The following is an 11,475-nucleotide window of genomic DNA, read 5'->3' as shown; positions in this document are numbered from 1 at the left end:
AGAGCACGGCCTGCGAGAGGTGGTAGCCGATGTAGCCCTGGGACATGGCGCCCGCCTCGGGGAAGGGCATCTCGGGGGTCTTGCCGTCGTGGGCGCTCGCGTAGGCGAAGGCGTTGTTGATCATGCCGACCTGGGGGCCGTTGCCGTGGGTCACGATGACGTTGATGCCTTCGGCGATCATGTCGACGATGTGCTTGGCGGTGTCCTGCACGAGCTCGTACTGCTCGGCGGGCGTGTTGCCCAGGGCGTTGCCGCCCAGAGCGACGACGACGGATTTGCCGGTTCCCTTCTGATAAGGCATGTTCGTTCCTTTCTTGAGCGGCCGTTGTGCGGTCGGCCGGAGCGGAGTTTCAAGGGGTTTTGAAACGACAAGGCCCCGCCCCATGCGGGACGGGGCCTCAATCTCAAAGCTTGTCCGTGAGATATCGAGGGTCGTTTACTTCAGGGTCGCGTACATGACGGCCTTGATGGTATGCATGCGGTTCTCGGCCTCGTCGAAGACCTTGGACTGCTTGGACTCGAACACCTCGTCCTCGACTTCCATCTCGGTGATGCCGAACTGCTCGGCCTTCTCGGCACCGATGGTGGTGTTGGTGTCGTGGAAGGCGGGCAGGCAGTGCAGGAAGATGGCCTCGGAATCGGCGATCTCCATCAGGTGCTTGGTGACGCGGTAGGGGGTGAGCTCCTTGATGCGCTTCTCCCAAACCTCATCGGGCTCGCCCATGGACACCCACACGTCGGTGTAGATGACATGCGCGCCCTTGCAAGCGGCCTCGGCGTCCTCGGTCAGGGTGATGGTGCAGCCGTTCTCGGCGGCGATGGGCTTGCAGGCCTCGATCACGTCGTCGGCGGGCATGCAGTCGGCGGGGCCGCAGGCCACGAAGTTCATGCCCAGCTTGGAGCAGACGACCATCAGCGAACGGGCCACGTTGTTCTTGGCATCGCCCATGAACACCAGCGTCTTGCCCTTGATGTCGTAGTTGAAGTTCTCCTGGACGGTCAGGATGTCGGCGAGCATCTGGGTGGGATGCCACAGGTCGGTCAGGCCGTTCCACACGGGCACGCCTGCCTTGGCGGCGAGCTCTTCGACGTCTTCCTGGGCGAAGCCGCGGAACTCGATGCCGTCATACATGCGGCCGAGAACGCGGGCGGTGTCCTCGATGGACTCCTTTTTGCCCATCTGCGACGAGCCGGGATCCAGGTAGGTCACGCCCATGCCCAGGTCCATGCCGCCGACCTCGAACGCGCAGCGGGTACGCGTGGAGGTCTTCTGGAACAGAAGCACGATGTTTTTACCTTCCAGGTAGCGGTGCGGAACGCCCGCGCGCTTCATGTCCTTGAAGTTCTTGGAAAGCTTGAGCAGGTACTCGATTTCCTCGGTGGTGAAGTCGAGGAGCTTGATGAAGCTGCGGCCGGAGAGATTGACGCCCATGGTGGTAACCCTTTCTCTAGGCTTGCCGCGCGCCGTGCGACGCAGCGGCTTGATGGCTTCGGCATGCTCGCTCTTCTGTAAGCGAACTGCCACATTCATACCCGTCATACTTTAGCGCATGCCGGGGAAAAACCGGGGTGGGGATGCGCGCCTAGGCAGAGAAGACGCGCATCCTTGGGGCTTAGGCTCCGCAGAGCATAACCTGCGCGACGAGGAGCGCTCCGCCGAAGACGAACAGGAATCCGACCATCGGCAGCACGAACTTGAGCCAGTGCGTGTACTTCATGTCCAGCATGGTCAGTGTTGCCATGACCAGTCCGGTGGGAGCCAGGTACAGCATCGCATACTGTCCCCAGTTGTAAGCGGAGACGACGATGGAGCGGTCGATGCCAACGGTGTCGGCCAAGGGGGCCAAGATGGGCATCGAGAGAACGGCCAAGCCGGAGGACGAAGGAACGATGAAGCCCAGCAGGAAGAAGATGAACATCATCATGAGGATGAACACGGGGCCCTGCATGCCGGTGACGGCGTTGGTTGCCCAGTACAGGAGCGTGTCGGAGATGAGGCCTTCCTCCATGATCATGTTGACGCCACGGGCCAGACCGATGATCAGGGACACGCCGACGAGGCTGGATGCGCCGTTGACGAACGCGTCGGTAATGGACTTCTCGTCCAGGCCGGTCAGGAACATGCAGATGATGGCGATGGCGAGGAACGATGCGGCCATCTGCGGGAACCACCAACCGAGGTTGACGACGCCGTAGACCATCAGGATGAATGCCAGCACGAACAGAACCAGGATGAGCTTGCGCTGCCAGGTGAACGGCTTGATTTCGTTGGAGCTGGAGTCATGCACGTTGAACAGGCTGGCGAAGTGCTCGCGGTCCTCGTAGGTGTAGGACGCCTCGGGGTTCTTCTTAATCTTCTTGCAGTACCAGTACAGGTAGGCGATGACCACGATGCCGCCCACGATGCAGCCGGCGATGCGCCATTCGATGCCTTCGGTCCACTGGACGCCGGCGGCGTTGGAGGCGATAACCACGGCGAACGGGTTGATCGTGGAGAACGTGGTGCCCATGGAGCCTGCCAGGAAGATGGCGCCAACGGTAACGATGGAGTCATATCCCAGCGCGATGAACACCGGTGCCAGAATCGGATAGAACGCGACTGCTTCTTCCTCAAGACCGCAGGTGGTGCCGCCCAGAGTCATGAGTGCGGACACCAGGAACACGAGGAAGAACTCGCGGCCCTTGGTCTTCTGGGTCAACGCGACCAGGCCGCTTTCGAATGCGCCGGATGCGTTGACAACGCCGATCAAGCCGCCCAACACCAGAATGAACACCATGATGTCCACGCCGTTGATGGTGCCGTTGACCATGGAGGTGAACACGTCATACGGACCCATGGGGGCCGACTCGAGCGGGGTGTAGGTGCCGGGCACCGAGATGGGCTTGGTGATGGCGCCGTTGAGGAACTGGTTGACGTCGATCTTCATGTCTTTCAGCTGCTCGTCGGCGTAGAAGGCTTCTTCGGTGCCTTCGACCTCGCGCACCTCGCCGCCAGGCTCGGTAATCTGGAAGATTCCCGCGTCGGCTACGTATTCAACCTTCGCGTACTGGCCGGCAGGGATGAAGTGCGTCGCGATGACGGCCAGAATCGTGATGATGAACAGAATGGTAAAAGCGGTTGGTACCTTAAGTTTGAACTTTTTCTTGGGAGGAGCTTCTTGCGCCACGGTCGTGGCAGTTGCTTCTGCGGCCATGATGCCCCTTTCTCGCATTTGAATCCCCTAATGCTTGGGCGTTGGCTTAGAGCCGTCCCGCGCATGCCGCTGAGCTGTGCGCGTCTCCTTCCGCGCTGACGGGAATGGGGGGTGAGCGGCATTCGCCGGAGGGTTCCCTGCGCCTCGCCCCGTTGGCTGCACCATACGGCCTGCGCGTGGTATTTGGGAACGTGAAACTTGGGATGTATGCGGGTGTAAGTTGGGTTTAGAAGCGCTTGACCTGGGAAAGCGTAGAAGCGAGCATCAAACCCCGTTTACCGTATCGACGCGGTAGGCGGTATAATCTTCCGTGACGCAACGTGATGCGCGGTCGGGTGGCACGCCCGTTCCTTCCCCGATCGTTCGGCGGCGTCGATTCCAGCGCGTTTCGGAAGGAGCATTTCGGGTATGTATTTGGTTCTGTTCTACTACACCCTCTGCATCCTTCTCATCAGCGTCATGGCGGCAGCGCTCTGCTTTTCCACCTATTTGGTTTCGCGCAAGCGAGCGCTGCTGTATGCGTTTCTGGGCTTCGTATTCTATTTCTTTGACGTTGCGCTGGTGTTCCAAGACGATTTCGTTCTTTATAGCGCGGGCGAATCTTTGCAGATGGTCCATTTCGTGGGCGCCCCGCTTCCCGCGGTGTTCACGGGTGCGGGCATCATCGAGGCGGCATGGCTTGTCATCTGCGATTTCTTTAACGAGAAGCGCCGTGCGATCGTTTTGGCGCCCTGCGTGTTCTTCATTGTGTGGAGCGTGGCGGTGTTGATTCTCATCCCGCCTGGATCGGTGCATCAGTTCCTGTTCTATAGTGTTCGCGAGATATGCATCTATGCGTTCCTGGTGTATCTAGGGTTTAGGTATGTCACCTCGTCCGAGCTGACGCGCGACCGCATGCGCAGCGCCATCCCGCTGTTCATCGCAGTGTGGATTCTGACGACGCTCATCGTGACCGAGAACATCGTGTTCATGTTCCTGGTTGATCCCGAGGTGTTCCGCTCGGGGCTGATTCCGTTTTTGCCTGAGCGTAATATCGCCGAGAACATGCTGATGATTGCCTGCGCGGCGAGCGCCGTGTCGTACTGCTGGGGCAGGCTTGCGATTCATTTCAAGACCCCGCCCATCGGCGGTGGATCGCGCCTGGATGCTTTCATTGACGAGACGCTGCCGCGCTACGCGCACTTCTACAACCTCACAGCGCGCGAGACCGAAGTGCTGCGCGAGATTCTGACGGGCAAGGATAACCAGAACATCGCGTCCGAGATGAGCCTGGCGCCGTCTACCGTCAAGGTCCACGTGCACAATATTCTGCGCAAGACGGGTCAGAAAGACCGTCAGCATCTGATGCGCGATTTCAGCCGCCGAGCCTAGGGAGGGCGTTTGCCGCGCGTTTGCTGCGCCGGGTCGCACTGCGCACGCGCGCCTACGCTCTCGCCGCGCCAGGTCGCGCTGCGTACACGCGCCTGTTCGTGCGCAACGCCTGGTTACGTCCCACTGCGCGCTATGTTCGGTTGCGTCCCGTCAATGCGTTGTCGAATTGCGCCCATCGGATTGCGCTCGGGCAACGCCTGCTCTCATGCCGTGCCGCACTTGCATGCCCGTCAATGCGTTTGCGGACGCAATCCAGCTTCTTCGTGGACATTTTTTCGAGTTTCCCGGGTCGGACGCGTTCCGTTCTCCAAAGCCGATGCGCTTTTCTTGCGCAATGCTTTAGGGACTTTCTTCGAAACCCCAGGTGGAGAAGATATTGGAACCAGTTGCTGGCAATGTGTTCATGCGAACTGACGCTGAGCGCATATCGTTTTGTCTAAAGGATTGCCAAATTCATCGGGAAAGTCGAAAAAACGTCCACGAAATCCGATTTTGCTGGCAGCGCGCTTTGCACAAGGTAGGCTTGTGGCTGCTCTGGTATTTCGAATCCAGCATTTTTGCGGGTATATGGCATTGTGTGTCCAAGGGGGGGCGAAATCGCAGTGCCTTTTCTGCATAGGAAATGACTGGGTTTGCGGTCATTTGCCCTCGCGCCCTTTTGCTCTTATCCTCTTATCCTAGCAAGAACCGCTCGACTTCAGTGTTGAAAGCGGATGGATTCTTTGCGGCTACGAAATGATCGCCCTTCACAATCGACAGCGTAGCGTGGGGAATCGATTGGGCAATAAGGCGCGTGTGGCTTTCGCGAATCATATCGCGTGTTCCGGCGATGACGAGCGTGGGAGCCTGAATCGCTGCGAGATCATCGGGGGTAAGGTTCGGATCGTTCACCATGAGACCAAGGAGCTCCGCGTGCGCTTTCGCACATTTGCTTGTGGGCGCAAGCAGCGATGAAAGCCGATGCTCGACAACAACGGGGAGCGCTATATGCGCCTTCATTCCGGCAGGGTAGAGATTGGCCCCGTTGACGATGAGCTTATCTACGCGCTCAGGATATTTGGCGGCAAAGACGAGTGCGATGTTTCCTCCGTCGGAGAACCCCAGAATATCGGCGCGTTTGATGTGGAGACTGTCCATTAAGCCGGCTAGGTCATCGGCAAATTGGCGGATGGTGAACGGTGCCGTGCCTCGCGGAGACCGTCCGTGACCTCGTGTGTCAACTGCGATGACGCGCCGAATGCCGGAAAAGTATGCGAGCTGATGTTTGAAATAAGTGCAGTCCTCACCGTTTCCGTGCAGTAGCATGAGGGGCTTGCCGGCTCCCGTTTCTTCGTAATGCAGGTTAATGTCCACGTTGCTCTCCTTCGGCAATTTGCGTATTGTCCGGTCGCCCGCGAGTTATTCAATGTCTTGCGTGTTTTTTCAGTTGTGCATTTGCTTGAATCGTCTTCACTGGCGCATGTATTCGTCCTCGATATCCGAAATCAGTATATCGGAAGTCGACGTAAAGCTTGGGCCGGCAAGGTTTGGGCAAGATTCCGGCAAGGTTTTGGGCAGGAATCGGGGAGCAAACGCACAAAAACGGTAATGCGCTTCTAGCGGGTATCGCAAGATTATCGAGGAGGGATGGGAAGAATCCAGATAATTCGCGTCGGGAATACGCAAGATTCGGGAAAGGCTTTGGCAAGGCTTGCAAGCTATTCTCGAAGGGGGCGATTTTTCAGGATGTCTCCCTTTTCCTTTTCTCGAATGCGCAGGAGGCGCGATGATACTTGTCTCACATGAATCCGCGTTACTCTACTGGCGAATCGCCTCTCTATTCAGTGATGCCGTTCCTGTTCATTCTCGAAAAGGAATGAGTGAGGGCGATATTCCTATGGATGTCGAAATCCAGCGTTTCTGGGCATATTGCCGCATCGGCTTTCTTGGCGGGGAAGGTTGGGCTTTCACCGATGGGCATGGTAAGAAGGCAGACACCGCCCTTTCGGAAGCTGATAGGATTAAGGGACTTACGCCTGCGGTCGGCGCCACGATCGAAGGTATGCTTGAAGCGTATGGTAACAAGTCGCTGCATGTGCTTGTTTCTCAAGAATCGGCAAAGACTCCGAGATCGGGGTTAACGTTGCATTCGATTACATCAGGGCATCTCTCCAGATGGCTTGTGAAAATTGACTCCAAGCTGAGCGTTGTCCTTCCGGAGATATGTTTCATACAGATGGCCGCTTCGCTTTCAATCTATCATCTTATTGAATTAGGCTTTGAGCTGTGCGGTGGCTATTCGATAGGGGACAACGAGTATCGGGTGCCTGTGACCACGACCTCGCGATTAGCCGCTTTCATTGATGGAAGCAGGGGCATGAGGGGGATTCAGGAAGCGCGAAGGGCGTTGCGCTACATTCGGAATGGGTCTGCGTCGCATATGGAAACGAAAATGGCGATGGTTCTGGGGCTACCTTGTTCGTTGGGCGGTTTTGGACTGGGGATGCCGGAAATGAATCGTGAAGTGAATGTTGGGGTGCGAAACAGGACAGCTAATCCATTGGCGAAATCGAGCTATCGATGCGACCTGTATTGGGAAAAGGGCTCCGTGAGCGTTGAGTACGATAGCGATCTGTGGCATACGGGTCCAAGCCGCATTGCGGCCGACGCAAAACGACGGAGCGATTTGGCGCTTTTAGGCATACGTGTTGTAACTGTGACGAATATGCAAACGAAAAGCCGGTTGGCTTTGCGGGCGATTGCTCAGCTTGTTGCTCGCTATTGTGGGCATCGGATTCGCCCAAGGGTAAGTGATTTTTGGAAAAGACAGACGAAGCTTCTGAAAGCGCTGCAGCTGTAAGTGTTGAAGTGTCCACGCGCCCATCTCGCTCCGCTCCATGCTTGCATGCGTCCGTCCCGACCCGTTCCGCCCCGTTTCGCTCCACGCTTCCATCCGCTGGATGATGTTCATGGTGCTTGCTAGGGCGCATGATTCCAGAGATGATCGATTTCGTGGACGTTTTTTCGACTTTACCGGGTGGGTCGAGGTGAATGATGCGGTTTTGTGGTGGCGAGCTTTGCGGGAAATTGGGTCATATTTTGCTTGTGCATCCATAATCCCAGGTGAGAGAAGGGATGCTGCAAATCTAGCAAACTTGAGTTTTTCGCAAGGAGAAAACTATCGTGAGATGTCTTTCTGCAGAGGGTGATTTTGCCGGGAAAGTCGAAAAAACGTCCACGAGTTTTGCTTTTCTTGGATTAAGCGTGCGTGATGAGGGATGCAAGTTGGCGGCAAGGGGGCAAACTGAGGAGGTAAGGGCGTGCGCTTCGGCGAGAGCGGAGGCATGCGGTCTTCTGCGGCGGTTATGCAGCAGGGCGTGCGAATCTGCGGCGGTTATGCAGCGGGGCGTGCCGGTCAGTGGTGGCGACCATGCGGCGGCGGCTTTCGGCGGAGCTTGCGCGGCGGCGGCCTTGCCATGATACAGAGGTTTCGTGCGGGGTCGATGTGGGGATGATTTTGGCGTCTCCGCAGCGCCGCGCGGCTGGTATCATGGTGGCCGTTTAATCGATACGTTTTTCAGAGGCATACGCACAAGGAGAAAGCACGCAATGGCATTCGTTCACCTGCACAATCACACCGAATATTCCATGCTCGACGGCGCCACCAAAATCAAAGATATGGTGCGCCGTGCGGCTGAGCTGGACATGCCCGCCGTCGCCATTACCGATCACGGCGTCATGTGCGGCGTGCCCGAGCTCTGCGACGCCTGCGCAGCGGTCGAAAAGGAAACGGGCAAAAAGGTAAAGCCCATCTACGGCTGTGAGATCTACTTCACGGAGGACCCTGAGGTCGGCTCCAAAACCAAGTCGCGTCTGTATCACATGCTGCTTTTGGCCAAGAACAATACGGGCTACCACAACCTGGTGCGTCTGGTGTCCGAATCGCACATGGACAACTTCTACTACAAGCCGCGCACCACATTCGACATGCTGAAACGCTATTCCGAGGGCATCATCGCGTCCTCCGCTTGCATCGCCGGCATCATTCCACGCTGCATCGACGCGCGCGATTTCGACGGCGCGGTGGAGTGGGCGCGTAAGCTTTCATCGCTCTACGAGCCGGGCGATTTCTACATCGAGCTGCAGGATCAGGGCACTACCACTGATGGCGGCATGACGCAGCATCAGATGAACGTGGAGCTCACGAAGATCGCCAACCAGCTGGGCCTCAAGACCATCGCCACCAACGACTTCCATTACCTCACGCAGGAAGACGCCCGTGCACAGGATATCATGCTGTGCATCGGTACGGGTTCGCAGCTGGACGACGACAACCGCATGCGCTTTCCCGGTGACCAGTTCTATATGAAGACCGAGGAGGAGATGCGCGAGGCAATGCGCGACTTCCCCGAGGCGTGCGATAACACGGTGGAACTGGCGGCCAAATGCGACGTGGTACTTGAGCGCGACTCCATTCTGCCCAAGTTCCCCCTGCCCGAGGGCGAGACCGAGGAGAGCTGGTTTCGCAAACAGGTGCAGGAAGGCCTGGTGCGCCGCTACGGCGACCCGGTGCCTCAGGAAGCGCAGGAGCGCGCCGACTACGAAATGGGCATCATCATTCAGCAGGGCTTCCCGGCGTACTTCCTGGTCGTGCAGGAATACATCCAGTGGGCGCGCAGCCAGGGCATCGGCGTGGGGCCGGGCCGTGGTTCGGCCGCAGGCGCCATCGTGTCGTATGCCATGGGCATTACCGACCTTGATCCCTTGCCCAACGGCCTGCTGTTCGAACGCTTCCTTTCGCCCGAACGCGTGGAGATGCCCGATATCGACGTCGACTTCGAGGATGAACGTCGCCAGGAGGTCATCGACCACGTGCGCGATTTCTACGGAGCCGACCACATCGCCGGCGTGATCACATTCGGCAAGCTGCAGGCGAAAAACGCCATCCGCGACGCCGCGCGCGTGCTGGGGCATCCCTATGGCGTGGGCGACCGCCTGTGCAAGACGCTCGGCGACGAGCTGGGCATCACGCTCAAGGGAGCGCTGCAGGATAACGCCGATTTCAAGAAAATCTACGACACCGAGCCTGAGTCCAAGGAGATCATCGACGCCGCCATGTCCATTGAGGGCAACGTGCGCGGCGAGGGCGTGCATGCGTGCGCGACCATCATCTGCCGCGACCCGCTGGTGGACCACGTGCCCGTTAAACGCGACACCAAGGGTGGCGGCATGATCACCCAGTACGACGGCCATTACACGCCTGACCTGGGCCTGCTCAAGATGGACTTCCTCGGTCTGCGCACGCTGGGCGTGCTTTCGCGCGCATGCCGCAACATCAAGGAGCGTCACGGCATCGACATCAACCCCGACGAGATCCCGCTTGACGACAAGGCGTCGTTCGACCTGATGTGCGGCGAGACGGGCATGAGCATGGACGGCCTGTTCCAGGTGGAATCGGCCCTGTATGTGAGCCTGTTCGCGCGTATGAAGCCGCGCACGTTCTCCGACATCGTGGCATCGATCGCGCTGAACCGCCCGGGCCCGTTGGAAAACGGCTTCGTCGACCTGTATGTCGATCGCCGTCAGGGCAAAAAGCCCGTGAGCTACTACGACGACCGCCTCAAGCCCATCCTGGAAGAGACGTACGGCACCATCGTCTACCAGGAGCAGATCATGCAGATCTCCATGGCGATGAGCGGGTTCTCGGCAGGCAAATCCGACAAGCTGCGCAAGGCTATGGGCAAGAAGAAGCTCGACGTCATGATGCAGCTCAAGGACGACTGGTGCAACGGTGCCGTTGAAAACGGCTTCTCGCTTGAGATTGCCGAACGCATCTGGCATGACGCGGAGGAATTCGCAAAGTACGCGTTCAACAAGTCGCACTCCGCGGCATACGCCGTGCTGGTCATGCGTACCGCGTATCTCAAGGCGCATTACCCCTACGAGTACATGGCCGCCGTGCTGTCCAGCTACATGGGCAACGCCGACAAGCTGATCAAATACATCGCTAGCTGCACGCACAGCAACATTCCCGTGTTGCCGCCCGATGTGAACAGTTCCAACCTGGAGTTCACGCCGCTCGAAGAAGGCATTCGCTTTGGCTTGGCGGGCGTGCGCGGCGTGGGCGAAAGCGTTGCGGAGGCCATCATCGCTGAGCGCGATGCGAACGGCCCCTACACTAGCTTGCACGACTTCGTGAACCGTCTGGATACCAAGGTGTACAACCGCAAGACGCTGGAAGCCCTGATCAAGGCAGGCGCGTTCGATTCGACGGGGTACACGCGCAAGCAGCTCATGTACTTCATCGAGGAAACGTCGCTTTTGGAGAGCGCGTCCAAGCGTCAGAAGGATCGCGATGCCGGTCAGGTGAGCATGTTCGACATGTTCGCCGATGTGGAAGACAGCGGTTTCAAGGAAGATGTGCCTGCGCCCGATGGCGTGGAATGGGATAAGCGCACGCTTTTGGCGTACGAGAAGGAGATTCTCAAGATCTACGTATCGGACCACCCGCTGCGTCCGTACGAGCGCGCGCTGCGCAAGATCACGAAGTACCAGCTGGGCGATCTGCCCGACCACCAGGGTGATATCAAGAGCGGCATCTTCGCAGGTTTGGTGACCAGCGTCATCGTGAAGATGACCAAGAAGGGCACCAAGATGGCCAACTTCACGCTGGAGGACACCACCGGGCACATGGAAGGCGTGTGCTTCAAGTACGACGACTTCAAAGAAGACCTGGTGGAAGACGCCATCGTGAAGGTGAAGGGCAAATTCGAGCACTCCGATCGCGGCGACCAGATCATGGCGTTCGAGATTGAACGTTTGGAATTCGATGAGAGTCAGATGGGTCCCAGCCAACTTGAGATTCGTCTGCGCTCGGCAGACTTCAACGCATTCACCTCGCAGCAGCTGCAGCAGATTCTCAACAATCATC

6 protein-coding genes and 1 pseudogene are annotated in these 11,475 nt (G+C 58.1%); 3 read left to right on the top strand and 4 right to left on the bottom strand.

What is annotated here, in order from left to right; all coding sequences use genetic code 11:
- From Q0J60_RS09330 to Q0J60_RS09320, 3 genes and pseudogenes are all read right to left on the bottom strand, one after another.
- Positions 1–301, bottom strand: a pseudogene (locus Q0J60_RS09330) (carbamate kinase); the annotation flags it as partial.
- A 135-nt stretch (positions 302–436) separates the two neighbouring features.
- Complete coding sequence (argF, locus tag Q0J60_RS09325) at positions 437–1,432, bottom strand: ornithine carbamoyltransferase (RefSeq protein ID WP_294440873.1); 996 nt, start codon at positions 1,430–1,432, stop codon at positions 437–439.
- Between the two features lie 181 nt (positions 1,433–1,613).
- Complete coding sequence (locus tag Q0J60_RS09320; RefSeq protein WP_294440871.1) at positions 1,614–3,194, bottom strand: YfcC family protein; 1,581 nt, start codon at positions 3,192–3,194, stop codon at positions 1,614–1,616.
- Between the two features lie 408 nt (positions 3,195–3,602).
- On the opposite strand from Q0J60_RS09320, the gene Q0J60_RS09315 reads away from it, so the two are divergent.
- Positions 3,603–4,565 (top strand): LuxR family transcriptional regulator, encoded by a 963-nt coding sequence (locus tag Q0J60_RS09315; protein ID WP_294440868.1) that lies wholly within the window; start codon positions 3,603–3,605, stop codon positions 4,563–4,565.
- A gap of 672 nt (positions 4,566–5,237) precedes the next feature.
- On the opposite strand, the gene Q0J60_RS09310 is transcribed toward Q0J60_RS09315, so the two are convergent.
- Complete coding sequence (locus Q0J60_RS09310) at positions 5,238–5,918, bottom strand: alpha/beta fold hydrolase (RefSeq protein ID WP_123207883.1); 681 nt, start codon at positions 5,916–5,918, stop codon at positions 5,238–5,240.
- A gap of 337 nt (positions 5,919–6,255) precedes the next feature.
- Between Q0J60_RS09310 and Q0J60_RS09305 the strand changes: the two genes are divergently transcribed.
- A complete protein-coding gene (locus Q0J60_RS09305; RefSeq protein WP_294440864.1) occupies positions 6,256–7,404 on the top strand; it encodes a hypothetical protein in 1,149 nt (382 codons plus the stop codon).
- A 749-nt stretch (positions 7,405–8,153) separates the two neighbouring features.
- The coding region (gene dnaE, locus Q0J60_RS09300; RefSeq protein ID WP_294440862.1) for a DNA polymerase III subunit alpha at positions 8,154–11,475 on the top strand (3,322 nt) is incomplete at its 3' end.

The sequence above is a fragment of the uncultured Slackia sp. genome (assembly GCF_944321625.1).
GTDB lineage: Bacteria > Actinomycetota > Coriobacteriia > Coriobacteriales > Eggerthellaceae > Slackia.
The sequence above is the reverse complement of the archived record's forward strand: the minus strand, read 5'-3'. Positions and strand labels throughout refer to the sequence as shown.

Excerpts from the sequence above, each read along its gene's own strand:
- Q0J60_RS09315 (WP_294440868.1), top strand. The coding sequence starts at position 3,603 with ATGTATTTGGTTCTGTTCTACTACACCCTCTGCATCCTTCTCATCAGC.
- Q0J60_RS09320 (WP_294440871.1), bottom strand. The coding sequence starts at position 3,194 with ATGGCCGCAGAAGCAACTGCCACGACCGTGGCGCAAGAAGCTCCTCCC.
- argF (WP_294440873.1), bottom strand. The coding sequence starts at position 1,432 with ATGGGCGTCAATCTCTCCGGCCGCAGCTTCATCAAGCTCCTCGACTTC.